Here is a 25,693-nt window from a genome sequence, read left to right as displayed (position 1 = left end):
TCACCGTTTTCTTGTTTTTAATAAACTGTTGTGAAGCACGTTAAGGGCTTTCGTTATATCTTTTCTGTCGATAATGAGCGATATATTCAATTCCGACGAGCCCTGGGCAATGGCAACAATATTAATATTGTTTCTGCCGAGCGCCTGAAAAACCCTTCCCGCAATGCCCGGAGTTCGTCTCATATTTTCTCCTACGACCGCTATAACCGATAGATTTTCTTCGAGCGAAACGCGGCTTATTTTGCCTTCCATGATTTCGAGTTTGAATTCCTCTTCGATCGCTTTGGCCGAAATCTTTCCCATCGCAGGAGGAATGGCAATGCAAACCGAATGCTCCGACGAAGCCTGGGAAATCAAAATTATATTAACATTATAGCGAGCCAGAGCCGTAAATAATCTTCCCGCTATTCCGGTTACTCCTACCATGCCGCCGCCCGATATGCCGAGCAATGTAACGTTATCTATCGAAGAAATTCCTTTGACTGTCATGTCGGAACTCTGTTCACGCTTGATAATTCTTGTGCCCGGAAATTCCGGATTGAAAGTGTTTTTGATTACAATTTCGATATTCTTTTTCAGAGCTGGTAAAAGAGTGGGAGGATAAATAACTTTTGCGCCGAAATGCGACAATTCCATGGCTTCTTCGTAAGTGACGCTGGGCAATGGGAATGCGTTTTTAACCTTACGCGGGTCGGCGGTAAGAATACCGTCGACGTCGGTCCAGATTTCTATTTTCTTAGCGTTCAATGCCGCCCCGAAAATCGACGCCGTATAATCCGAACCGCCGCGTCCGAGCGTGGTAATTTCGTTGTCGGAAGTCGAGGCAATGAAGCCGGTAATGATTTGCAATTTTTTGCGCCTCGAAAAATATCTTTTGATCTTATTGTAGGTCGCCTTTTCGTTTACTTTTGCATTGCCGAAATTGTCGTCGGTTTTTATCAATTTGCTGGCGTCCAGATACTCGCAATCTATCCCTCTCTTTTGCATCGTGTAAGAGATTATTGTGCAGGATAATTTTTCTCCGAAGCTTTGAATAAAGTCGAGAGTTTTGGGAGAGACTTCCCGCACGAGATAAGCGCCGTGCAGAATTTCTTTCAATTCGTCAAACAGACTGCCGAGCAATTTTTCAATGCCGGGTAAGTCTTCGTTTCGATTCAAGTCGGCTGCAATTTTCAAATGCCGTTCGACCAGGTAATCGAATTCTTCCTTGTAGGAATTGTCTCTGCAGTCGGCTTTACGGGCAATTTCAATCAGCTTGTCGGTAACGCCCTGAAACGCCGAGAAAACAACGGCAAATTTTTTTCCGTTATTTAAATAATACTTCGAAAGAATATCGATTACGCCGTTAATTCTTTCCGAATTACCTACACTTGATCCGCCGAATTTTAATATTGTCATACTCATTTACCTGCTTAAATTAATTAATGAAAAAGCTGGGACTGAGCGCTGAAAATCAGCACGTCGTGACATGCGTTTGCGTGGACGTCGTTTTTGTATGCAGTTCTCTGTTTTTGCCGCGCGGGGTAGTCGGCAAATTATTATGAAGGGTCGTTATGTGGGAACTGCTCGATTGCACTTGTAAAATCTCAAAATTTTGGATTTTATTATAAGAATCGTTCGTGACAGTTTCAACAGATTTTCTTAAAAAACCTTATTTTTTTGGGGTCAAAGCCGATAATATCTCTTCTTGTTTTTCCGTAGGAATACCGCAGGTAAAATCTCTGCAAAGATAATAGACGGTCTTCTCCGAATCGAGTTTATAGTTTTCAATCCAGGGCGCTCTTTTGATCAATCTCTCAACGTTATTTTCGGCGACGTGAAGATAATAGAGATTAGAATTTTTTCTTAACCGGGACAGAAACTCGCGTCCGGGTTTCTTGCCGGCAATCAGCAAAAGGGACGTATCTTCCGAATATAATTTCTTAATGCCGCGCAAAAAATACGTATAACCTATCGAACTTTTATTTAACCCGGAGGAAAAAGTTTTGATTGAATTTTCAGCCGACAGCCTGTACGAATTATTTCCCGTAATAAAATATAATTCAATCAGATTCGACAATTGAATCGAATTGCCGGAAGGGACGGCGCCATCGTAAGCGTCTTTTACTCTTATCGTATTTGCGCCCGCTTTATTGAAAAAATAACCGCCTTCCGATTTGTCTTCGAAATTTTCGGAAAGCAGATCGTTTAACTCCAAGGCGTTAAACAAATACTCTTCGTTCAATGTGGCTCTATAGAGATCGAGAGCCGCTTTTATTAAATATGCATAATCGTCGAGAAACCCCGTAATATTATTTTCGGGATAATGGTACAATTCGCCGTTGACAAAAGCATGTTTCATCAGGCATTGATAAGCTCTTTCAGCCCAGGCAACCATATCGTCATTTTCGATAATCGAACCGGCATTAGCCAAAGACGAAATCACCATTGCATTCCAATCGGTCAGTATTTTTTCGTCCCTCATTGGAGGAATTCTTTTCTTCCTGGCTTCGAGTAAATTTATTCTTATCGAGTCGTATTTGCTTCGCCCGTATTTTTCATACAGTTTATCCGGCCTTTTACGCAGAAACAATATATTCTTGCCGGTGGAATTTCCGTTCGACTCGTTGCGGTGATTGCCTTCGTCGGTAAAGTTAAATATCTCCTTTGCGATTTCGTAATCGTCCCCGGCAACGGATCTGATTTCCTCCGAAGTCCAGAGATAAAATTTTCCTTCTTCCCCTTCGCTGTCGGCGTCGAGCGCGGAATAAAAGGCTCCTTCATGAGAAGTCATTTCGTTTTTTATGAATTCATAAATTTCATTAATAGTATCCGCATAAAGGGCGTCGCCGGTTTTTGCAAAAGCGTACGCATACGCTTCGATTAACGAAGCCTGATCGTAAATCATTTTTTCGAAGTGCGGCAAAAACCATTTTCCGTCCGTAGAATATCGGTGGAATCCGAATCCGAGCTGATCGAATATTCCGCCTTTTCTCATTTCCGTTAAAGTCTTTTGAACCATCTCGTCCGCCTGGGGATTGTTGCGGTCGAGAAGAAACAGAAGATTGTGAGGCGAAGGGAATTTGGGGGCGGAGCCGAAACCGCCGTATTCCGGGTCGAAATTCAATTTTAGCGTTTCGAACGCTTTATCGACGACCGAATCGTCAAAAGCTTCTTTAGCGGAAGATTCAAAGTGTTTGTTTATTGCCGCAGTAATTTCATCGGAGGTCCGCAACAATACATTCCTGTCTTTATTCCATAAGTCGATTATACGATTCAGCAAATCGACAAAACCGATTCGTCCGTAATATGAATACTTAGGGAAATACGTGCCGGCATAAAACGGTTTTCCGTCGGGCGTTAGAAAAATCGAGAGAGGCCAGCCTCCTCTACCCGTAATTAACTGGCACGAAGCCATATAAATGGAATCAATATCGGGGCGTTCTTCCCTGTCCACTTTAATCGAAATGAAATTCTTATTCAGGAGTTCTGCCACTTCTTCGTCTTCGAACGATTCGTGAGCCATCACATGACACCAATGACACGTTGAATATCCTATTGAAAGAAATACGGGTTTGTCTTCCCTCCGAGCAATACGGAACGCTTCGTCGCACCATGGATGCCAGTCGACGGGATTATTCGAGTGTTGTTTTAAATAAGGCGATTTCTCGTTTGTTAACCGATTAATCTTATAAGTCCTTTCGGTAAAAATACTCCGCGTCATATCGACGCGGAGTAAATTCAAATGATTTTATTATTCTTCGATTGATACGAGTTCGATATGAAAGTTAAGATCCTGCCCCGCTAATTCATGATTTGCGTCTACCATAATTCCGTCTTCGAGCACTTCTACAATCGTAAGAGGAATAACTTGATTGTCGGCTGTTTGCATATGAAGTTTCATACCGACTTCCGGATTCAAATTAGGAGGAAGGTTCGAGTTATTTACTTTTATAATCAAATCTTCCCTTCTTTGTCCATAAGCCTCGTCGGCAGGAATATTAATATCGACGGATTGTCCCGGTTCGAGACCAACTACCGCATTTTCGAATTTACCGAGAAGAGCTCCCTCGCCAATTGTAAATTCAAGGGGTTCGTTGCCGTGCGACGAGTCGAATTGAGTGCCGTCGTTTAATGTTCCGGTATAATGGACTTTTACTTTGTCACCTGTTTTTGCTATTGACATATTTTTACCTCCAACCGCATTCCTGAATGCGGGTTATTTTGTTTATTGATTGATTTATATCAGGTTTAATTTACTTTTTTAAATAACATCAAAAAACTACGAATAGTTTAAGAGAAGAACCAATGTTGCAAATTCGATGTGAAAAACTTCAGGTGTGAAATGCAACTTACTTTACAAATATAAAAAATATTATTTAGAAAAAAACTAAATTATTAATTGGTTATACCTCCGGATATTTTTCTGAAATGATATCCGTATACGGCGAAAGTCATGGCGAGCGGGAATTTTTTAGGATATTTCCTTACGGTATAGAAAAAGATTTCCCAGAAATACCGCTTTCCTTTATCTCGCAGACCCAACTTCCACAAAATCATAAAAAACGCTTTCAACTCCCCTGCGCCTATTTTCATTTTCATCCAGCCGGGAACGGTGTATGTATCTATAAACGTTTTTATGCGGCTATAATATTCTTTCGGCGAATAAATTCTTTTAATAATTTGACTATAGCCTTTCATTAATTCTTTGTAATTCATCCTGGGCACAATGTTAGTAAAACCGTCCATATTATTGCCGCTGAATGTGTCGATTAAGCGTTTCTCTTTTTTAAGACGGTTGTACAATTTTGTACCCGTGGGCGCATTGAGCAAGCCTACCATTGCCGAAACTATTCCGCTGTTTTGAATAAAATCGACGTACCGTTTGTGAAACCCCGGTTTGTCGCTGTCGAATCCGACAATGAAGCCTCCCGAGACAATCATGCCTCTGTTCATTAATTTTTTTACTGACATTTCGAGATTTCTTTTTAAGTTTTGTTTTTTGCCGCATTCGTTCAAACTATCCGGATCGGTTGTTTCGATTCCCACAAAAACGCTGTTTATTCCGGCTTTAACCATCAGGTCGATAAGCTCGTCGTCGTCTGCAAGATTAATCGACACTTCCGTAATAAAATTGAAGGGATAATTTTTTTCCTCCTGCCATTTTATAATTGCGGGCAGAGTTTCGGATTTCAAGGCTCTTTTATTTCCGATAAAATTGTCGTCGACAATAGAAACTCCTCCGCGCCATCCGAGTTCGTATAATTTATCGAGTTCCGCTATAAACTGACGGCAATCTTTTGTGCGCGGGCGTCTCCCGTTTAACACTGTGATGCTGCAAAATTCGCAATCATAAGGACAGCCGCGCGAATATTGTATGCTCATGGACGCATATTTATTCATGTCGAGCAATTCCCACATCGGCGCCGGCGTTGCGCTAAGATCGGGAAATTCATTCGTCGAATAAACTTTTTCCGCTTTCCCTTCAGCCAGATCTCGTAAAAAACCCGGCAATGTCAGTTCGGCTTCGTTTAAAACAAAGTGGTCGATGCCCGGAAAATCGTTATACTGAAATGTAAAAAGCGGACCGCCTCCAACAACAGGTCTGTCGAGATTATTGCACTTTCTTATAATTTCTCTTATCGACGAGGTGTGAATGTTCATTCCGCTCAGAAATACATAATCCGCCCATAAAATATCCTCGTCTTCGAGCCGGCTCACATTCAAATCGATTAATTTCTTTTCCCATTCCGCAGGAAGCATGGAAGCCACGGTTATTAATCCGAGCGGCGGCTCGGCGGATTTTTTCGATACGAATTTTAACGCATCCTTGAAACTCCAGAACGTCGCCGGCGTTTCAGGATAAATCATTAAGATTTTCATGTTCTTCATCATGTTTTATTTGACGTATATAATTATCATAATTTCCGGACAGACTTTCTGTAAAAGAAATGTAAAAGTTAATCGACACGGTTTATCCGGATTCCGGGTTATTTTATTATGTATTGTATAATTCGACGATTTCAACGATATTTATTCGCAAATTCAACGGCGAAAGATGAAAAGAACAAATTCTCATCTCTACATAATTATAGCTTTCGTTATAGCACAAATCGCGTGGCTCGGCTTACTGGCTTTGTGGATTTATTGGTATGTAACCAATTACATAGTTTTCGAGCAGGTAGGCGAAAAACTTTCTCCTTTAATCGACATTCAAACCCCAAACGTTTTTGTTTTCACGGCGGGAATAATTCTTATTGTCGGCATTGCGGTAGTCATGTTTATTTTCTTCCGGAATCTTTCGGTTCAGTACAAACTCACAAATTTATACGACAATTTTATTGCCACGGTTACTCACGAATTGAAATCGCCGCTCTCTTCGTTGAGACTATTTCTCGAAACCATGGCCTACAAGAATGTGAGCGAGGAGAAGCGGAAAGATTTTCTTTCGCTAATGATGAAGGACGTCAAACGTCTCGATAATTTGATAAACACTATACTCGAAATTTCCAAACTGGAACAAAAAAAGATAGTGCACGACAGACGGGAATACAAAGCCGGCATCCTGTTCGAAGAACTGGTAAACGAATCGATTTTAAATTTATCCGTTCCGGAAGGCGTAGTAAGTTATGAATGCTCTTCGGTTTCATATTGCTCGGCCGATAAAAAAGCTTTGCAGATAGTCATCGACAATTTGATCAGCAACGCTTTGAAGTATTCTAAGGAAGCTCCCACTATCAACGTTTCCGTTAAAGACAACAGAAAAAAAATAATTATCGACATAAGCGACAACGGAATTGGCATTCCCCAGCAATATCAGAAAAAAATATTCAATAAATTTTTCCGGATCGATTCGGTTAACATGCCGAACGTAAAAGGAACCGGTTTGGGTTTATATTGGACAAAGGAAATCATAAAACAGCATAAAGGCTCCATAAGCGTACACAGCAATGGTTTGAACAAAGGCTCTACTTTTAGAATTGAACTTCCGGCTTTAAAAAACAAGGGATAAATAAACAATGACGGCGCCCGATGAATTAAAAGGCAAACGAATTTTATTAATCGAAGACGAAGAATCTCTGGCAATAGGCCTCGAATACAATTTAAGCGAGGAAGGATATATTGTTGACTGGGCTAAAAACGGCAGGGAGGGAATTGAAAAAATTAACACGGGAAATTACGATCTGATTATTGTCGATTTAATGCTTCCTTATCACGACGGTTTTGAAATTACGAAATTGATTCGCAGCAGAGACGTCCAAATGCCGGTTTTGATTCTTACCGCGCGCTCTTCAAATGAGGATAAAATAAAAGGACTCGATTACGGAGCCGACGATTATGTGGTCAAGCCGTTTAATTTAAAAGAATTGCTGCTGAGAATAGAAAGAATGTTGAGAAGAAAATCGTGGTATAAAAATCTGGAAAAGACGGGCGAAACTTTTCGATTCGGCGACAACAGGGTCAATTTTATAAATCTCGAATGCGCCGCCGGCGAAAAAACATTCAGACTTACTCCCAAAGAAGCAATGTTATTAAAATACCTGGCGGAAAACAGCTCGAGAATAATTTCGAGAAAAGAGCTTCTCGAAAATGTCTGGAATCTGAATTCCGACGTCGAGACCCGGACGGTAGACATTTTCATTTCGCGATTGAGAAAATATTTCGAACCCGACCCCGAAAATCCGGTTTACTTCAAAAGCGTGCGCGGCGCGGGATATATATTCGAACCCGGCAATTAATCTTACCCGCGCAAAAAAAGAGCGCCGCAATTTACTGAATGAACAAAAATTTGTATCTTGCCACAAAAATTATTCCAATATTATGAACAATCGCTTAATCGAAATAGACAACGTTATTATAAACAAAGAGATAATCGAAACGAAATTCACATGCGATTTGAACAAATGCAAAGGCGCATGTTGTACGATGGAAAGCAAATACGGAGCGCCTCTTCTGGAAGAAGAAATTGAGATCATTGGCAAAAACCTCGAAATTATTAAAGAATTTCTCCCTCCCGAACATATCGAGGCGATAGATCGGGAAGGATTCTGGTTTCAGGAGCACGGCGAATTTATGACCAGAAGCTTGAACGACAGAGCTTGCGTGTTTGTGGTCCACGAAAACGATATTGCTCTTTGCGGCATCGAAAGAGCTTACAAAGCAGGAAAAATCGACTTTGTCAAACCGGTTTCGTGCCATCTGTTTCCGATCAGAATTTCCAATTTCGGGGGTCCCGTGCTTCGATACGAAAAGTACGAGGAATGTCTTCCCGCATTGACCAAAGGGAAAGAAACATCGACAACAATAATAGAGTTTTGCCGCGAAGCTCTTGCTCGGGTTTTCGGCAGCGACTGGTTAGCAAAATTTAAAAAAGTAACGGAGTAGAAAGACTATGTTATCGTTGCAACAAAAAATGTCATTGCAGCAAAAATTATCGCCCCAGCAAATACAATATCAGAAACTGCTTCAATTGAACACTCTTGCGCTCGAGCAAAGAATCAAAACCGAGCTCGAACTCAATCCGATACTCGAAGAAACTCTCGAAGACGAGATGGAACTCGAACAGTTGGAAGAAGAACCCGAAAAAGATAATGACTCGGACGAAGAGGAAGAAGAACAGTTTGACAACTCGGAAGACGAGTTCGACTTGGAAGACTTTATGAACGATTCCGAGTACGAACAAGAATTCGAACGCCTCAATAAAAACAACGACGAGGAAAAAGTTTATCCCGTAGCCATGCAGCGAAAATCGATGCGCGACAATTTGATCGACCAGCTGCATATGCTCGATCTGACGGAAGAAGAAATGATTCTGGGCGAGAATATTATCGGCGCGCTCGACAAAGACGGTTACTTCAAAGAAGACCTCGAAAAATTGGTAAAAGACCTGAAACTTTTCGAGGGCATCGAAGTGAGCCTGGAAGACGCAGAAAAAGTCCTGAAGAAAATACAGACTTTGGAGCCCGTCGGCATTGCGGCTCGCAATCTCCAGGAATGCCTGCTAATTCAAATACGCAACTCGTCTTACGACCCGTATTATTCATACATAGCGGAAAAAATTCTGAGCGAGCATTTCGAAGATTTTATCAACAAACGCTTTGACATTATTCAGAAAAACCTGAATCTCTCAACCGACACTCTTAAATCGGCGCTGGCTATTATCCAAAAATTAAATCCCAAGCCCGGCGAAGGAAATATCGACTCGGAGCAGATCAACCAGATCACGCCCGATTTCATTATCGAAAAAGTGGACGACAATTATATCGTCACACTCAACGACAGAGCCGTTCCTTCGGTTACGATAAGCAAGACGTACCTTGAAATGCTGGAAAACAACAAGCGAAAGAGGAAAATACCGAAACGAGAAAAGGAAGCCCACAAGTTTCTGAGAGAAAAATTCGAATCGGCAAAATGGTTTATCGCATCGCTGCAGCAGCGCAGGCAAACTCTCATGAAAATAATGCAGGCAATTTTAGAAAAACAATACGAGTTTTTCGAAAACGGGCCTAAATATCTCAAGCCGATGATTTATAAAGACATTGCCGACGAAATAGGAATGGACATTTCCACGATAAGCAGAGTGGTAAACGGCAAATACGTGCAAAGCCCCCAGGGCATTCACGAATTGAAATATTTCTTCAGCGAAGGACTTTCCACGGACGACGGCAACGAAATATCGAACAAGCACATAAAAGAATTGATAAAAGAAATTTGCGAAAACGAGCCGAAAGACAAACCGTACAGCGACGACAAAATAGCAAGCATTCTTCAAGAAAAAGGGATACACATTGCCCGGAGAACCGTTGCCAAATACAGAGAACAGTTGAAAATTCCGGTAGCGCGTCTGCGTAAAAAAATAATATGATTTTATTCGACATTATTGGCATCGTCGGACTTTTCTCGATATTTGCTATTACACACACGTTGCTCGCGTCAAAAAAGATAAAACTCGCTCTAAAAGAGAAGCTCGGCGGAGCCATTGCATTCTATCGTTTTTTTTACAATGTTACTTCGATTATCTTTTTCCTTTTGTTCTATTTAATCGCTCCCAAACCGGGCATAACGGTCTACGACTTACATTATCCCTATGATATTATTACATTTGTGTTTCAGGTTCTTTCTTTTCTGGGAATTATCATATCGGCAAAACCGATCGACTTGCTCGAATTCGCGGGAATACGTCAGATCGTCAGGTATCTTAAAGGCGGTTATGATGAAAACGACCTTGACGAAAAGCAGCCGTTGATTACCGGCGGAATATATAAATACATACGGCATCCGATCTATCTTTTTACAATACTGTTTCTCGGATTCCGTCCGGCAATGGATTTGTTTTATTTTGTAACGTTCATATGCGTCGTTATTTATTTTTATATCGGTTCGATATTCGAAGAAGAAAGGCTGAAAGAAAAATACGGAAAAGAATATGAGGAATATATAAAAAATACGCCTCGAATTTTCCCATGGAAGATTAAAAAAGGAATTTAAAAGGAGTTTATATGAAAGTAAGATCAACGACAATACTCGGCGTAATTAAAGACGGCAAAGCCGCGCTCGGCGGCGACGGTCAGGTTACATTGGGCAATACCGTTATGAAACACAATTCGAAAAAGATACGCAAACTTTTAGACGGAAAGGTCTTGTGCGGATTTGCAGGTTCGACAGCCGACGCTTTTACTCTCTTAAATCGTTTTGAAGAAAAGCTCGAAGCATACAGAGGAAATATCGAAAGAGCCGTGGTCGAGCTGGCAAAAGACTGGAGAACCGACAAATATTTAAGACGCCTCGAAGCGATGCTGGCAATCATATCGAACGAAAAGGCTTTCATCGTTTCGGGAACCGGCGACGTTATCGAACCGGAAGACAATATCGTGGCAATCGGCAGCGGCGGAATGTACGCCCTGGCAGCGGCTAAAATGCTAAAAAAACACAGCAACTTATCGGCTAAAGAGATTGTTCAAGAAGCGTTAAATACAGCGGCGGAAATATGTATTTATACTAACGATAAAATTACCATAGAAGAAATAGACAAATGAGGTTTTAAATTATGAACAACAACATGCACCAACTTACGCCTTCTCAAATCGTAAAAGAACTCGATAAATTTATAATCGGTCAGGACGACGCAAAACGCGCAGTCGCCATTGCATTGCGCAACAGATGGCGCCGTCAACAGGTAGAAGAAAAAATGCGCGAAGAAATAATGCCGAATAATATTATCCTGATCGGACCGACCGGCGTAGGCAAAACCGAGATAGCCCGCAGGCTCGCAAAACTTGCCAACGCCCCTTTCGTTAAAGTAGAGGCTTCTAAGTTTACCGAAGTCGGATACGTCGGCAGAGACGTTGAATCGATGATACGGGATTTAACGGAAATTGCCGTAAGTATGGTAAGAGCCGAAAAGACTGCCGAAGTTCGGGATAAAGCGGAAAAGCTTGCCGAAGAAAGAATCCTCGATCAGCTTATTCCGCCTTTGAGACGTCCTTCGAAAACCGACGACGAAAGTTTGTCCGAAGAAATTCAAAACGAAAAAACACGCGAATGGATGCGCGAAAAACTTCGGAACGGAGAGCTCGACGACCGTATGATCGAATTCGACATTACAGCTCCCGCTTTCGGAATGCAGGTGCTCGGTCCGATGGGAATGGACGACATGACTTCGAACATACAGGATATGCTCAGCAGCATGATTCCCAAAAAGAAAAAGAAGAGAAAAACAACTATCAAAGAAGCGCGTAAAATTTTGGCTCAGGAAGAAGCCGAAAAGTTAATCGATATGGACGCAGTTCAGAGAGAAGCAGTACAGCGAGTGCAGGAATCCGGCATTGTATTTATCGACGAAATAGATAAAATTGCCGGAGCCAAAAGCCAGCACGGACCGGACGTTTCGCGCGAAGGCGTTCAAAGAGATTTATTGCCTATCGTAGAAGGCTCTACTGTGAATACAAAATACGGTCCCGTAAAAACCGACCATATTCTTTTCATCGCCTCGGGAGCTTTTCATGTTTCCAAACCTTCGGATTTGATTCCAGAACTTCAGGGCCGCTTTCCGATTCGCGTCGAATTAAAAAGCCTTACCGAAGAAGATTTTATTAAGATTCTCACTATACCGGAGAATGCGCTTCTCAAACAATACACAGCATTACTTCAAACCGAAGGCGTTACTATTAATTTCAACAACGAAGCAATCAAAGAAATCGCCAAAACAGCCGCCATAGTAAACGAACAGGTGGAAAATATCGGCGCCCGCAGACTCCACACAATTCTCACTACTTTGCTCGAAGATATTTTGTTCGACGTGCCGGATAAAATGCCCGATAGCGCAATCGAAATAGACGGCGAAATGGTAAACAAAAAATTAGAGAAAATTGTAACAAACAGGGATTTGAGTAAATATATCTTATAATCGACGCCGGCTGAAATACAGCCGGCATACCATTTTATGAAATACGGAATTCTCAAAATATCGTTGATTTTCTTCTTCGTTGCCTGCCAGCCGGAGTTGGTTAATCTCGACAAAGCAAAAAAAGCCGTAGCGGAGTATTACGATTACGGGACGTATGAGAAGGATTGCAAAAAATTAATCGACGAGGCAGTCGAATTTATTGAAACGATCGACCCGTACGACAGCAATGCAGTGGTATTCGACATCGACGAAACAGCTCTCGACAATTACCGTTATATAAAGTCGATCGGCTTCGGATTCATACTCGACGAGTGGAATAAATGGGTAAATCGCGCCGAAGCGCCGCCGAACAAAGAAGTAAAAAGATTTTACGATTATCTCCGTTCGAAAAAGATTCGGATAATTTTTCTTTCCGGGCGGCACGAGGAAACTTATCAAGCGACGGTAAAAAATTTGCGCTCGGCGGGTTATACGGAATACGATACGTTAATTATCAGAAACGACAACGAACTGAATGTGTCCGCTTCCGAATTTAAGAGCAGAATAAGAAAAGAGCTCGCTGAAAAAGGTTACCGTATTATTGCAAATATCGGCGATCAGAAGAGCGACTTCGAAGGCGGTTATTCCGGTTATGTAATTAAACTGCCCAACTATCTTTATCAAGTTGACTGACGGATATCAGTCGCCCGTAAAGTTCAGTTCTATTTGAACAATTTCGGGAGCGCTGCCCGTTCTTACAGGCGGACCCCATCCGCCCACGCCGCAGGAAACATAATAGTGCGTATTGCCCTTCATTTTATAACCCCACGGCAACTCGTAGATCTTTTTCAAGATATAATTCAATGGCCAGAGCTGACCGTTGTGAGTATGCCCCGACAATTGTAAATCGACGCCGTTATTCTGAGCCTCCTCCAGATTAAACGGTTGATGATCCATCATAATAACAGGCAGAGATTTATCTACGTCCGACATAATTTCTTCCAGACTTTTTCTTTTGTAATCGGAGAAACGGCTGCTTGCTCTGTCGTCGCGTCCCACCACGTAAAAGCTGCCGTCGATCAGCGCATAACCGTCTCTGATCATTTTGATGTTATGGTTATCCAGATATTCGACCGCTTTGTTTACTCCGCCGATATACTCGTGGTTGCCGGTTATTCCGTAGACGCCGTATTTTGCTTTTAACCTGACCAGAGCGTCGCCCATGTTATCTTTCAGGACGGGTTCAATATCTTCGTCTATTATATCGCCTGCCAACAAGATTATGTCGGGATTAAGTTTATTGATTCTGTCTACTACTTTATATGCAAATTTACTGCCGTTGATTGTGCCGAGGTGTAAATCGGACGCCATAACAATGTTGAGCGATTTCAGATGCTTTGCATTTTTATTGATATGCAAATTATATTTTTTAATCTGAATCATACGCGTGGTAATATGCCCGCCGCCAACCATTATAATCACGAATACGGAAACTATCAGCGCGACGTATTGTTTTGTTTTCAAAGGATTTTTAAAAAGAACTTCTGGCAAAAACGGAATCGCCCAATTGATTAGTCTAATAAGATCGACGAGCAAAAGAGCGAGGAAAGAATAAAACATTATGGCAATCCAGAACGAACCGACCCAAACGAGAAAATCGCTAAGGTAAGAAATCCAGTAGTTTTCGAGAACCCTGCCGACAAAATAAGAGAGAACAACGAACAATGATACGACAAGCGCAATCCCCTTGTATTGTTCGGGCACAACCGAAAGCAGTCTTCTTATTATGTAGTAATTTATTATGCCGTAAACGGCAAAAACGATTCCGAAGAATAAAATCATTTGTGTAAATTTCATGACATTCTAAACCGTGTTAACGCAGTATTAGTTCAAGTATTCGAATTGTTTACAAGCGCCTTTTTATAAAGGTCCACATACTTTTCGGCTGACCGTCGCCAGGAGTAATCTTTGCTCATACCGTTTATTTGAATTTTGCGCCAGACGTCTTTCAAATAATAATCGTGAATAGCGCGCTGAACCGAATGAAGCAGCGCATGTCCGTTGTAATCCCAGAAAGAATAACCCGTACCTGTTTCTTTGCCTTGTGCGAGATATTCGTTCCAGTCCAAAACAGTATCCGCCAGACCGCCGGTTTTTCTTACGACCGGAACCGTTCCGTATTTCATGGAATAGATTTGATTTAATCCGCACGGTTCGAATTTCGAAGGCATAAGGAATATGTCCGCCCCGGCTTCGATCAAATGAGCCAGCTCGTTATTATAGCCGATATAAACAGCAATCCTGTCGCGATATTTTCCCGCCAGGTAATAAAACATATCTTCGTATTTTTTTTCGCCGCTGCCGAGCACAATCCACCTGACGTCCAGATTCATCAGATCGTTAATAACATACGCCATTATATCGAAACCCTTTTGGTCGACCATCCGGGAAATTATCCCGATCAAAGGTTTGTCGTCGACTGACAATTTAAAATGTTCCAGAAGATATTCTTTATTTTTCCTTTTGTCGTTCAAATTATCGATCGAGTAATTGTAAGGAATATACTTATCCGTTTCGGGATTCCATACGTTATAGTCGACGCCGTTTAATATTCCGTAAAAGTCGTTTATTCTATGGCTGAGGTATTCGTGCATTCCCTCTCCGTATTCCTGAGTAAGGAGTTCGCGCGCGTAATTTTCGCTAACCGTATTGATTACATTAGCCGTATAAATTGCGGTCTTCAAAAAATTTACCCCGCCCTGGTATTCGCCGATACCGCCGTGCAAATAATATTCTTCTCTTATTTCGGCTTTGGCAAAGGAGGATTTAGGAAAGCGTCCCTGATACGCAATATTGTGAATTGTAAATACCGTCGCCGTATTATGAAACAATCTGTCCCAGCCGTAATTATCCTTTAACAGCAAAGGAATGAGCGCGGTTTGCCAATCGTTGCAATGGATTATATCCGGAGCCCACTGGAGTCTTTGCAGAATTTCGATAACGCCCTTCATAAAAAGGATAAATCGTTCGTCTTCGTCGGGATCGTTGGTATAAAGACGGAAACGGTGAAAATATTGAGGACAGTCGACAAAGTAGACTTCCACATTCGATTCTTCGTCCGGATTGTTATTCGGCAGCATTGCAGTATGGACGTGAACCGGAACGACTCTTCCGGCAACGCGCACCGGAATTTCGCCGATATCCCATCTGTATTTCAAACCGTGTTCGAGTTCTCCGAAAGTATTGTATTTCGGCATGAACACTTTTACTTCGTTTCCCAGCGACGACAATTCGGCCGGCAACGAACCCGACACGTCGGCTAAACCGCCCGTCTTCGCATACGGATAAACTTCGCTCGAAACGAAAGCAACTTTTAAAGGTCTGGTTTCCCGCATTAAATACCCGAATCGATAAAAATATAATTACAAAAATAAAGATTTATTATATCATTTCAGCGAAATAATTTATCGATGGATAGAAGAAGCGCGCAGATTACGCATTAAACGTAACCTGCGCGCATTAAGGAAATCGCAGAGATTAATGATTTGCCTTTTGATTCAATCTCATTTGATGGGCAAGCTCTTTTATTTCCGAGAGGTCTCGCTGCATTTCGCTCCAGCCGTACCAGAGCGCATAATCGGGATTATTGTGGAATGTGCCCTGGAATGTTCTCATTCTGTGCTCGAGGAACATAACGAACAATTTCTGTTCGATAACCGTGGGAGCGTCGTGAAATGTAAGCAGCATCGGATAGGCAGCGGGGTAGCTTTCCGGCTTTTTGATAATGCCGTCCTTATAAAGATCAGCCACGACATTGATAGCCTCGGCCATCAGCCGGTCGGCATTTTTGATCATATCGTCGCCTTTTTTGAGTTCGGCTTTAACGTAATTTTCCGAATGGCACTGCGAGCAGACGTTAATCATCTTGTCCCTTTCTCTCTGCCAATCTTCCTGCGTTAGTCTGGCGACGTCGGCGGCTTTGACAACGTCGAGCAGTTGAGTCGGTTTGCCGTCGGGATCGAGAACTCCGAGCGCCTTCAGAATCGTTACGCGGTCCTCAGCCCATTGTTTGTCTTCGGGCATAGGAAGACGCACTGCCAGAAATCCCCACGCCGTTCTAACTTCGTGATTTCCTTCAGGCATGTGACATGTCTGGCAAGTGGGAGCCGCGCTGTTTTCTGCCAATACGCCGTTTTGTTTCAAGAGATAACGAACGCCGTGCTTGGAGCCGGAATACATTTCCCATTGCGGATGGTCGAAACCCTGATGGCAGGTTTGACATGCCTGAGGTTGTTGCGCCTCTTTTTTGCTGAACGTATGGCGCTTATGGCAAACGTCGCACGACGCATGTCCGAACACCGAACCGTCGGCTTTCAATTTTTGAATCTCGTCTTCGGATTTGACGCCTACTTTATGACAGCCGCCGCATCCTTTTAGACCTTCCATCAACGCCATCGGCTGCATGTGCGCCGTGGGCATCGCTTTCATTGCCGCCCAGGCAATTGCATGTTTCCCTTTTTTGAATTGACTCACCTGGGTTTCGTGACACATTGCGCATGTTTCCGGGGTGGGTAATTTAACCTTTGCGACGTCGGCAGCCGACATATGCTCGTCGCCGTGACATACGGAGCAGTCAATGTCGTTTTCCGCATGTTTACTGAGCTGCCAGTCGGAAACAATGTTGGGCGTTTCCTTGTAATGGCACTCGATACACTTATTCTCCTGCGCCTTTAACGTCAATGCGCATACGAGAATAATGCAGATAATTGTAACGACTCTTTTCATTCATCCTCCGGATTTAATCTGTGTTATTTATATTAAGAGAAACGGCATTCTCTTTTGACCGGATTATTTTCTGACAATATACGTGTGCCACGTCTGATTATCAATCTGTTCGCTGTATGTTTTATATCCTTTGTCTTCTATGATTTTTATAAGCGGAGCGGGCAAAAATGGCGTAATCAACAAATAAATATCGTTTTCATTTAGAGACAATATTTCCCGGGTAACTTTGGCTGCGGGGTGTAGTCCGTTTTCGATATCGATCGATGCGTCGTATTCGTTTACAATTTTGCCTTCCGATACCCAGTCCGGCTTTTCTTTTATTTCTTCTTTATCATGCTCGATATCAATCTGGCCCATATTAACTTCCGATCTCAGTTTATTTATAAGCATAGCCACCGGCATACCGGCTATTTGCGCCGCTTGTTTCAGTGTGGCGACTTTAGCCACGGTTTTTCTGAGTACGGGATTTTTCAATTTGGAAAACACCGGCGCTATTTCGATTAATTTATCTTCCAATTCAGGATAGTCGCGGAGTAAATCGCCGACAATCGTATTCGGTGTAATGTCGCATTTTTCAGTTGTCATATTGCAAAATTCTCCTTTCGCCTTCAAGTTTTTTGTATTCGTTAATATCCTGAGTTACTTCGAGAGCGCCGAGATATTCGCCTTTGGAATTTCTTACGGCATAGTATGCAATATGCACATACATGCCCTGGAAATTAATCCAGAATTTTGCCGAACTTTGCTTGCCCGATTTGAAGTCTTCGAGAATTTGATTGACGATGTGAACGCTCGAAGGCGGATGGCAGTATTGAACCTGGCGTCCCAGAACGGCTTTTGGTCGCTGAAAAATACGATTGCCGCCGTGCGAGAAAAATTTGACTTTGTCGTCTTTGTCGACGAATGTAATGTCGACCGGAATCGTATTTAAAATTCCTTCAAGTTCTTCCTGGCTGAGCGAGCCGTTTTCGAATTTCACTTTATCGCTCTGTCCTACTTTCTGATTATCAACTTCAAATCCGGGCTCCCATTTACCTTCGGGAGAATAAAGACAATATCCTACCTCGTCGAATTGAGAGGCTATTTCGTACCATTCGATCTCGTTCAGCAAATCGATACACATCGGGAAAAGAATTTTTTCTTCCTTATAAATCATTTCTTCGATGGCTTTGACAGTCGGCTCGAACATCAATTCTATAAATCCGTTTACCACCTCGGCACTTGCATCCGGATTGTTTTCAAAAAGGGGAAAGCACGATTTTAAGAAAGATCTTACTTCGTCGTGTTTTCCCCACATAACCATCGGAGGACCTGTTACTTCGTGTTTTTCCAAATACGGAAAGAGGAGATTTTCTTTTTTGAGATAATGTTTTTCGATATCCATCAACAGATTAAATTTTTCGTGCAGAGCCTTAAGCAAGTCGTTCGAGTCTTGAGCGCCCGGTCTTTTTTTGACTTCGTGAAAAATATGTTTTATGTCGTCTATAACTTTTTCTATTTCTCTGTTTTCTTTTATAAATATATCAACGGGGTGGTTCGGGGGAATCGGTTTGGAAAATTCCGAATCCAGATTTCCCTTGAGCGCCTGCGTATGAAGGTCGCAAAATTTGAGTATTTCCTCCCGATCGAGCCCTTCGTTAATCAGCTCTTCTTCTGCCTGAACGACTTCGCCGTAAGGCACAGAGCCGAGTTTTTCGATCAGCTTGCTTTTTGTTTCTTCGGGCGAAACGCCTTCGTGAATTTCTTTAATAAGAGCTTTCAGCTCGTCTATTCTGTTTCTGCTGTTATTAATCAGTTCGCTCATAATTCTTCTCCTCCGATTACCTTCATTTTGTCCAGTATTTTTCCGTCAATTCCGATTACAACGGCTTCAAGCGGAATTCTACGACTCGACAGTTCAATAGCCTGTTCGGCCAATTTCAGCAATCCGCCGCAGCACGGCACTTCCATAATCAAAACGGTTATCGATTTAATTAACGATCGGTCGATCATCGTAATTAATTTTTCAAAATAGATTTGTTTATTCGTATCGAGTTTTGGGCAGGCGATGGCAAGCCTTTTATTGGGAAGAAATTCGCTGCGGAACTCCGGGGATACAAAACCGCAGCAATCAGCGGCAATCAGCAACTCTGCCTCGAAAAAATGAGGAGCCAGGGGCGAAATAAGGTGAAGCTGGATCGGCCATTGAACAAATTCCATTTGTTCGGAGTCGCCGTTTTTATTTTCGGAAGATATATTCGGAATGGGTATTCCGTTTTCAGTTAAATACTCGACCGCGATGGTAAGATAATCGAGCTGATTATGCTCTTTCAGATGCTTCAGATGCGCTTCTATCACTTCCGATCCGCCTTTAACGATATATTCCATTACCTTTTTTTCGTCGTACGGTTCGGCTTCTCTTTTTTCTATTTTAAGCGCTCCTGTAGGACAATTGCCGATGCATGCGCCCAGACCGTCGCAAAACAAGTCGCTTATCAGCCTTGCTTTTCCGTTAATTATTTGAAGAGCGCCTTCGCGACATTCAGGCACGCACCGTCCGCAGCCGTCGCAAAGTTCTTCGTCTATTGTTATTATTTCTCTTGTCATATTAAAAACAGATTAATTATTCCGATTATAAAATAACGAAGTTTTTTCTTGATTTGCAACTGTAAAAATTAAAAATCTTCTTTAAAAATCCTTTCTGCGGAATTTAATAAGTCCGAGATAATAAGGAACGACCGCCCAGATCGAAAGCGCAATAAACGAAGCAACCATGCCGGCATTGCTTCCGAAAAATTCATTGAAAACCGCCCCGGTATAACCCATCAACGCCGAGATATCCATTCTGAGCACAATCAGCATCCTCCCGAGATCGATCGGATTAATAAAGCTGAGTACAAGGGCAAGTTTTTCGGTCGGGTAGTCGCGCATAAAAAAGAGCAGCAAAAGTATCAGTCCGTCGTATATTATGGTAAAAACAAGCCAGAGAAAGATTGACATTCCGAAACCGAAGAGTCTGTTGTCGTTAATAATTGTAATTGCAAATGCAATTGATGTGAAAATAAGTATGCCGAATATCCCGCTGCCGAAAAGAATCAGCAAATCGACCACAGAACCTGAAATCGTGGGGTAATTAAAAGCAAGCGGAATACCCGCTTCGACCAAAAGACTTATAATTTGAGAAACGGAAACCCCCGCATATAATCCCGCGTAAAGGGCGTCTTTATTAATCGGCTGCGCAATCATAAAAATAATATATTCTCTGTTATTGTAGAGATAAACCGTTCCGAATATTATCGAGACCAGAGGCACAACGAACAGGAAAATATTCATTAAGCTGATTATCGATTTTGTAATATTGCCGCTCATCGATAAAATCGAATAGGTTATAGCGAGAAAGAAAAGAGTATAAACAATTGTCCATCTGCTTCTTAAAATATCGTTCAACTGATATTTAATTATTTTCATAGTCGTTTTCATAAACAAAATCCTTCATTAACTTAATGACGGCTTCTTCCTTGTTGTTTTTATTGTCAACCGCCAATTCCGATATATTACCCGAATAAACGACGGCGCCGTTGAGCAAAAAGACGATATTACTTGCAAGTTCTTCCAGGTCTTTCAAAATATGTGAAGTAAAGACGACGGTTTTTCCTTTCCCGTTTTCGTCTTTTATTTTTTGTTTCAGAATCGAGCTTGCGTAGGGGTCGAGTCCGGCCGTCGGCTCGTCCAGAATAAGGATTTCCGGATCGAAAGCAAAAGCGAGAGCGGCGTTTACCTTTTGTTTTGTTCCGCCGGAGAGGTGTTTCAATTTTTTGTTAAAATCTTTTTCAATGCCAAATTTTTCGATCAACTCCGTGTCGGTCAGTTCTTTTTCGTTCCTTATTTCCTTAAGCATATCGAAAATTTCGCCCACATTGAGATTGTCCGGAAAACTTGCTATTTGCGGCATATAACCGATCATTTTTTTATAATCGTATGAGCCGTTTAATTCTATGCCCGCTATCGATATACTTCCCCCGCTCGGCCTTACGAGACCGAGCAGTATTTTTATGAGCGTGGATTTGCCTGCAGCGTTCGGTCCTACGAGATACGTAACGCTTCCTTTCCCGATATGCAAAGACACTTCTTTCAACGCCGCTACCCGACCGTATCTTTTGGTTACTTTATTTAACTGTATCATAGTCTTTATTCATTAATGGTTTATTGTCCGTTAGCTCCGAAGGAGTAATAACCGGCATAATTCGTTCGGAATAATTGAGAAGTTCGATAAACAGACTTCTCAGTAAAATTAGAAGGGGCGGATTTTTTACGACGAGATACGAAAACAGATTTACCGGTCGATAAGGCACATCGCCCAATCCGTCTCTGTCAAGATCATAACCGTCGTATTTATTCCAGTAGTTATATTCAAACGTATTAAAATTTCGCGAACTGTTGGTTGCAACGTCGAAAGTATTGTCGATAAATTTATTTTTGGTAAACACGTTATCCATTGAATTGGCCATAAGTCTGATAGCCCAACCGTTGTTCAAAAAGAGATTGTTCGCGGTTTTTACTCTGCCGCACGATTCGTAATAAATTCCGCATGTATTTTTTTTAAACGTGTTGTCTTCTATTATACTGTCGTAAATTTCTTTCAGGAGCAAGCCGTAGGAAGCTGCGCCCCAATTGTTTTCGAAATTATTGCGTTTCATTTCGACATTTCGAGTAAACATTACGGCTACGCCGGCTTTGTTATTGATGAAATTATTATCCGTATATATACAACTGTCGGAAAACATAAAATGGAGCCCGTACCTGAGGTTATTACGGCTTGTATTGTTTTCGATAACGCTTTTAACCACAAACTCGAAATATATTCCGTCCCTGTGTCCTTCGATCAGATTATGGTCTACGACTATATTCTTACAGTACCACAGATGAATTCCGTTTGCAGATGTAGTTTGTTTTTTATTGGCGGCTTTGATAACGTTATTCCTTATTATGCAGTCGCGCGACTGCGCCAGATAAATTGCGAAGAAATTATCATAAAACTTATTGTTTTCTATAACGCAATTCGAAACGCTGTCGAGTCTTACGGCCGAATTATCGTCGATAAAACTGACGCCCGCATTCTTGAACAGAATATTTTTGACCGTAACGCCGGAAGCGACAATTCTTAATATTTCATATTTATTCTCGCCCGAAATTATCGGATAACCGATTCCCAGCAGAGTCAGTTTTTTATCGACGACGATAGCGCCTTCCGCATAATATCCCGCTTCGATAAGCAACGTATCGTTGTCCCGCGCATAATGCACGGCGTCCGAAATTTTATTGAAATCCCGGTTTTTACCTACGGTATAAGTTCTTCCGTAGAGCGGGCAACAGATTTGAAAAAAAACAATTATAAAAAGTATTTTATAAATTCCATTCCCGCTTAACATATTTTTTCACTTCTTCCCAAGAAATAATTTTCCCATTATAAGTTTTGCGCGCATTTTCCGATTTGTTACGATCGGGAAACGCTGCTAGTCCCAAGGCCATCGGGCTTTTTATCCCGTCACTTAACAAAAAAATCGCTTTATCGGCGGGCATCAGCTCTCCTGGATTTGTATAATCGCTTACCCAGAGAGAATACGCCTCGGGATTGTTCGTCAATTCATACGCGGCGAGACATTCAATCGAATCGAAAAATAATATCTTGCCCTTATCGGTAACCATTACCGAACCGAATTTCGGGTCGGTAACGGTCATGTTGCAATAGTCGCAATCGGCGGCGCCGTATTTAATCGGCTGAGGCGATTTACTGCATCCGATAGCTATTAAAAGCAGAGAGGCAACCGACAGCAGTTTAATTTTTTTTCTTTTTTTCATAGATCAATACTCCAACCATTCCGATTAACGATATACCAATTAAATAACTTCCGATATCGGGCAACGACGTGGTGCGCATATTCAGCAATTGTTTCGTGCCCAGCAAAGGGGGTTGATATGTCATACCCGGCACTTTAATCGGGGCGTTAGGATTCAAGTTATGTCCGTAATCGTATTCCCACACGTAATAATCGTATAAACCTATCGAGAGAATAACTATCATCAGAAAGCACCAGACATAGATTAATCTTTTTCTTTTAAGAAGAAAAACAGCCAAACCGAAGATCACGAAAAAAGCGATTATGTATGGCATTATTTTAAGTTCCGGTATCGAGTCCGGCTCGATAGTTTTCATACCGATGTAATGGTTGAGTTTATTGATATTATCGAGGTCGAATTCGTGAACCCCGGTAATTTTATTGAGCCAAATTCTGAGACCGATTCCTTCCGGATACTGTGGCGCATTCAAATCGATTTTCCATATCGGCACGAAATAAGTTCCCAATAACAATAACGAAGAAAAGAGTACGATTAACAATGATTTTTTAGATAACATATCGACACCTAAAATAAAGGGGCTGATTACTCAGCCCCGTGATTATGTTAATTAAAAGACAATTCAACATTGCTGTTCTTAGACGAAACCCGAACGTAACCTTGCATTTCCTGATGCAATGCGGAACAGAAATCGGTACAGTAGAAAGGATAAATTCCTTCTTTTTGAGGAACCCATTCGATCGTTTTCGTTTGTCCGGGCATAATAAGCAACTCAGAATTGTTTAAGCCTTTGACTGCAAATCCGTGCGGTATGTCCCAATCCTGCTCCAGATTGGTGATGTGGAAATAGACTCTATCGCCTACTTTGACGCCTTCGATATTATCGGGCTTAAAGTGAGTGCGGGTTGCAGTCATATAAACATGAATTTCATTGCCTTTTCTTTCGACCCTGGTTTCCTTTTCGCTGGCAGTTTTATCCGGATGCGAATTTTTTTCAAGTTCATAAAATTTCTTATTTCGCTTCATCAGAATTTCGGCTGGAATACCCTGTGCATAGTGCGGTTCGCCGATAGTGGGGAAATCGAGCAAAAGCTGCATTTTATCGCCCGAAATATCGATCAGTTGCGCCGACTGACATAATTCCGGTCCTGTCGGAAGGTATCTGTCTTTTGTGATTTTATTCAGGGCTACTACGTATTTACCCCACGGCTTCTTGCTGTCGCCGCCAGGAATCATAAGGTGACCGATGGAATAGTAAGTAGGAATTCTGTCGACAACTTCCCAGGTGCCGAGTTTCCATTTAACGATTTCCGATGAAATAAAAGCCGAAGTATAAGCATAACCTTTGCCGTCAAATTCCGTATGAAGCGGTCCGAGACCGGGATTTTCCACTTCGCCTGCAATTACGGCATCGTATTTAAGTATCGGGATGCCGTCGATTTCGCCGTCGAATTCTTTATTTTCGATAGCTTTTAACATTTTAGAGAAAGAGTGGACGGGAATGACCGTTGCAAGTTTTCCGCCGGCGACAATATATTCTCCCGTAGGGTCCACATCCACGCCGTGAGGCGATTTGGGAGTCGGCAGGTAATAAATCATGCCGGGGCAGTCTTTCGGATTGAGGACATTAACGCTCGATCTTTTCTCAGAAAAAGCTTTTTGTTTGTCTTCGTCGAAATAATTACGATAGTATTCCGTATTGATCTTTTTTGCTTTTCCTTCTGCCAGATATTTTTCCGCAAGTTTCCAATTAACTGCGGCAATAAAGTCTTTGTCGTTTTGCGAAGCGTTGATTTCAAGAAGAGTATTTGCCTGCTCGCTGTTATACGAAGTGAAAAAAGCCCATCCGTGAGAAGGACCTTTGCCCGCATGCGCTAAATCATAATCGAATCCCGGCACGAGTATCTGAAAAGCAATCTCCATGTTGCCTTTTACCGGGTCTACTTTTATAAAAGAGAGAGTACCCTTAAAATTTTCTTTATACGAATCGATAGGCACATCCCTATTCGGAATAGGAACGCTAAAACGAGTCGAAGCAATTACATATTCCGTATTTTCGGTTACGAACGGAGAGCCGTGATTGCCTGCCGAATTCGGGATTTCAATTATTTCGGCGGTATCGAAAGTCGAAAGGTCGATTCTTGCGACACGAGTGGTATTGTTGGCATTGATGAAAATCCATCTGCCGTCCGGAACGCCGTCGGTTTGGGACAATTCCGGATGGTGAGCGTCGTCCCACGGAACGAAACCGTAAGAAGTCATCAACATCGGTTTTGTTTCCTCCGAATAACCGTATCCGGTTTCGGGATTTTGAGCAAATACGCTTATTATTTTGAATAACCTTCCCGATGGTAATCCGTAAACAGAAAGCTGTCCGTTAAAACCGCCCGACATAAACGCATAGAATTCGTCGTATTGTCCGGGCGCCACATAAACTTTTGAAGCGGCTTTAGAGAAATCTCCTTCTTGCTTGTTTCCTGTGCAATTGACAAGCGCAAGGGAAACCGCCAGCAATAATATTATTTTACTTAATGTTTTCATAGCTTCTCCAATTAATTAATTTATTAATTAGCTACCGAGCGAAGGTGTAAATTCATTTTTAGTTGAAAATAAAAAAGAGAGACTCCTGAAAAATTAGTAATTTTTGGTTTAGGCAACTAAAAAAACTAAAAGGAGTCTCTTATGCAAAATACAAATAATAGGAACAAA

24 protein-coding genes are annotated in these 25,693 nt (G+C 41.9%); 8 read left to right on the top strand and 16 right to left on the bottom strand.

The window, feature by feature from the left end:
* The 4 genes from ACOYVE_RS03640 to ACOYVE_RS03625 form a co-directional block, all read right to left on the bottom strand.
* Nucleotides 1-1,398, bottom strand: coding sequence for an aspartate kinase (locus ACOYVE_RS03640; protein ID WP_422880817.1), 1,398 nt, complete (start codon nt 1,396-1,398; stop codon nt 1-3).
* Between the two features lie 253 nt (nt 1,399-1,651).
* Entirely contained in the window at nt 1,652-3,703 is a 2,052-nt protein-coding gene (locus tag ACOYVE_RS03635) for a thioredoxin domain-containing protein (RefSeq protein ID WP_422880815.1), read from the bottom strand.
* Nucleotides 3,704-3,733: 30 nt separating this feature from the next.
* A complete protein-coding gene (locus ACOYVE_RS03630) occupies nt 3,734-4,165 on the bottom strand; it encodes an FKBP-type peptidyl-prolyl cis-trans isomerase (protein WP_014855805.1) in 432 nt (143 codons plus the stop codon).
* Nucleotides 4,166-4,377: 212 nt separating this feature from the next.
* The gene (locus tag ACOYVE_RS03625; RefSeq protein ID WP_422880813.1) at nt 4,378-5,862 is read right to left on the bottom strand and encodes a B12-binding domain-containing radical SAM protein; all 1,485 of its coding nucleotides are present in this window, start codon (nt 5,860-5,862) and stop codon (nt 4,378-4,380) included.
* A gap of 175 nt (nt 5,863-6,037) precedes the next feature.
* Between ACOYVE_RS03625 and ACOYVE_RS03620 the strand changes: the two genes are divergently transcribed.
* The 8 genes from ACOYVE_RS03620 (at nt 6,038) to ACOYVE_RS03585 (ending at nt 13,057) form a co-directional block, all read left to right on the top strand.
* Complete coding sequence (locus ACOYVE_RS03620) at nt 6,038-6,991, top strand: sensor histidine kinase (RefSeq protein ID WP_014855803.1); 954 nt, start codon at nt 6,038-6,040, stop codon at nt 6,989-6,991.
* 7 nt (nt 6,992-6,998) lie between these two features.
* Nucleotides 6,999-7,718 carry a response regulator transcription factor gene (locus tag ACOYVE_RS03615; RefSeq protein ID WP_422880811.1) on the top strand — a complete coding sequence of 240 codons (720 nt, stop codon included), beginning with the start codon at nt 6,999-7,001 and terminating at the stop codon, nt 7,716-7,718.
* Nucleotides 7,719-7,800: 82 nt separating this feature from the next.
* Nucleotides 7,801-8,364, top strand: coding sequence for a DUF3109 family protein (locus ACOYVE_RS03610; protein WP_014855801.1), 564 nt, complete (start codon nt 7,801-7,803; stop codon nt 8,362-8,364).
* Nucleotides 8,365-8,371: 7 nt separating this feature from the next.
* The gene (gene rpoN / locus ACOYVE_RS03605; protein WP_014855800.1) at nt 8,372-9,844 is read left to right on the top strand and encodes an RNA polymerase factor sigma-54; all 1,473 of its coding nucleotides are present in this window, start codon (nt 8,372-8,374) and stop codon (nt 9,842-9,844) included.
* Complete coding sequence (locus ACOYVE_RS03600; RefSeq protein ID WP_014855799.1) at nt 9,841-10,467, top strand: methyltransferase family protein; 627 nt, start codon at nt 9,841-9,843, stop codon at nt 10,465-10,467. Before rpoN ends, ACOYVE_RS03600 begins: the two co-directional genes overlap by 4 nt.
* 11 nt (nt 10,468-10,478) lie before the next feature.
* Nucleotides 10,479-11,015: an ATP-dependent protease subunit HslV gene (gene hslV / locus ACOYVE_RS03595; protein WP_014855798.1), complete on the top strand. Its 537-nt coding sequence runs from the start codon at nt 10,479-10,481 to the stop codon at nt 11,013-11,015.
* Nucleotides 11,016-11,026: 11 nt separating this feature from the next.
* The gene (hslU, locus tag ACOYVE_RS03590; RefSeq protein WP_014855797.1) at nt 11,027-12,385 is read left to right on the top strand and encodes an ATP-dependent protease ATPase subunit HslU; all 1,359 of its coding nucleotides are present in this window, start codon (nt 11,027-11,029) and stop codon (nt 12,383-12,385) included.
* Between the two features lie 36 nt (nt 12,386-12,421).
* On the top strand, nt 12,422-13,057 hold the full coding sequence (locus ACOYVE_RS03585; RefSeq protein WP_422880807.1) for an HAD family acid phosphatase: 636 nt from the start codon (nt 12,422-12,424) through the stop codon (nt 13,055-13,057).
* Nucleotides 13,058-13,063: 6 nt separating this feature from the next.
* Here ACOYVE_RS03585 and ACOYVE_RS03580 read toward each other — a convergent pair whose 3' ends face one another.
* The 12 genes from ACOYVE_RS03580 to nosZ form a co-directional block, all read right to left on the bottom strand.
* Entirely contained in the window at nt 13,064-14,221 is a 1,158-nt protein-coding gene (locus ACOYVE_RS03580) for a metallophosphoesterase (RefSeq protein ID WP_422880806.1), read from the bottom strand.
* 32 nt (nt 14,222-14,253) lie between these two features.
* Entirely contained in the window at nt 14,254-15,759 is a 1,506-nt protein-coding gene (locus ACOYVE_RS03575; RefSeq protein WP_422880804.1) for a glycogen synthase, read from the bottom strand.
* Between the two features lie 142 nt (nt 15,760-15,901).
* Nucleotides 15,902-17,149 (bottom strand): multiheme c-type cytochrome, encoded by a 1,248-nt coding sequence (locus ACOYVE_RS03570; RefSeq protein WP_422880802.1) that lies wholly within the window; start codon nt 17,147-17,149, stop codon nt 15,902-15,904.
* Nucleotides 17,150-17,212: 63 nt separating this feature from the next.
* Nucleotides 17,213-17,734: a DUF1858 domain-containing protein gene (locus ACOYVE_RS03565; RefSeq protein ID WP_014855786.1), complete on the bottom strand. Its 522-nt coding sequence runs from the start codon at nt 17,732-17,734 to the stop codon at nt 17,213-17,215.
* Nucleotides 17,724-18,953, bottom strand: coding sequence for a DUF438 domain-containing protein (locus ACOYVE_RS03560; RefSeq protein WP_422880801.1), 1,230 nt, complete (start codon nt 18,951-18,953; stop codon nt 17,724-17,726). Before ACOYVE_RS03560 ends, ACOYVE_RS03565 begins: the two co-directional genes overlap by 11 nt.
* Nucleotides 18,950-19,735 (bottom strand): ATP-binding protein, encoded by a 786-nt coding sequence (locus ACOYVE_RS03555; RefSeq protein WP_422880799.1) that lies wholly within the window; start codon nt 19,733-19,735, stop codon nt 18,950-18,952. The genes ACOYVE_RS03560 and ACOYVE_RS03555 overlap by 4 nt, the downstream gene beginning before the upstream one ends.
* Before the next feature lie 81 nt (nt 19,736-19,816).
* Nucleotides 19,817-20,608, bottom strand: coding sequence for an ABC transporter permease (locus ACOYVE_RS03550; RefSeq protein ID WP_422880797.1), 792 nt, complete (start codon nt 20,606-20,608; stop codon nt 19,817-19,819).
* Nucleotides 20,583-21,311, bottom strand: a complete 729-nt coding sequence (locus ACOYVE_RS03545) for an ABC transporter ATP-binding protein (protein ID WP_014855782.1) — start codon at nt 21,309-21,311, stop codon at nt 20,583-20,585. Before ACOYVE_RS03545 ends, ACOYVE_RS03550 begins: the two co-directional genes overlap by 26 nt.
* Complete coding sequence (gene nosD / locus ACOYVE_RS03540; protein ID WP_422880796.1) at nt 21,295-22,557, bottom strand: nitrous oxide reductase family maturation protein NosD; 1,263 nt, start codon at nt 22,555-22,557, stop codon at nt 21,295-21,297. Before nosD ends, ACOYVE_RS03545 begins: the two co-directional genes overlap by 17 nt.
* Nucleotides 22,532-22,987: a nitrous oxide reductase accessory protein NosL gene (locus ACOYVE_RS03535; RefSeq protein ID WP_422880795.1), complete on the bottom strand. Its 456-nt coding sequence runs from the start codon at nt 22,985-22,987 to the stop codon at nt 22,532-22,534. Before ACOYVE_RS03535 ends, nosD begins: the two co-directional genes overlap by 26 nt.
* A complete protein-coding gene (locus ACOYVE_RS03530) occupies nt 22,965-23,543 on the bottom strand; it encodes a hypothetical protein (RefSeq protein WP_422880794.1) in 579 nt (192 codons plus the stop codon). The genes ACOYVE_RS03535 and ACOYVE_RS03530 overlap by 23 nt, the downstream gene beginning before the upstream one ends.
* 47 nt (nt 23,544-23,590) lie before the next feature.
* Nucleotides 23,591-25,525: a Sec-dependent nitrous-oxide reductase gene (gene nosZ, locus ACOYVE_RS03525; RefSeq protein WP_422880792.1), complete on the bottom strand. Its 1,935-nt coding sequence runs from the start codon at nt 25,523-25,525 to the stop codon at nt 23,591-23,593.
* Nucleotides 25,526-25,693 lie beyond the last annotated feature (168 nt).

The sequence above is a fragment of the Melioribacter sp. genome (assembly GCF_049325435.1).
Lineage (GTDB): Bacteria > Bacteroidota > Ignavibacteria > Ignavibacteriales > Melioribacteraceae > Melioribacter > Melioribacter roseus.
The sequence above is the reverse complement of the archived record's forward strand: the minus strand, read 5'-3'. Positions and strand labels throughout refer to the sequence as shown.